Annotated in this window: 1 pseudogene; it reads right to left on the bottom strand. The window is 69.0% G+C overall.

The window, feature by feature from the left end:
- Positions 1-177 precede the first annotated feature (177 nt).
- Positions 178-420: pseudogene (locus AC1DJW_RS26605) on the bottom strand (gfo/Idh/MocA family oxidoreductase); the annotation flags it as partial.

Raw genomic sequence — 420 nt, 5'->3', positions numbered from 1 at the left:
AGCCCCAGCCGGAGGCCAGGCGCGCGACGTCCTCGAAGGGCAGGTCGGCCCACTGGCCGGTGAACAGGGTGTACGGGCGGGGCATGGGTTCTCCTAGGGAAAAGTTTCGGGGGCCGGGGGAAGCCAGACGGCGGTTGTCAGCCGGCGGTGTTTGGTGGCCGGCGGTTGTCAGGGCTATTAGTGGCCGGCGACCTGGATGATGGCGGATTTGGCGTCGGCGGATTCCTCGATGGCGGCCAGGACGTGCTGGACGGCGAGGCCGTCTTCGAAGGAGGGCGAGGGCGGGGTCCCGGCGTCGAGGGCCTGCAGGAAGTCGCGGATCTGGTGGGTGAAGGTGTGTTCCCAGCCGATCACGTGGCCCTGGGGCCACCAGGCGGCCATGTAGGGGTGGTCGGGTTCGTTGACCAGGATCCGGCGGAA

Source organism: Arthrobacter sp. 05L417 (genome assembly GCF_056397865.1).
The sequence above is the reverse complement of the archived record's forward strand: the minus strand, read 5'-3'. Positions and strand labels throughout refer to the sequence as shown.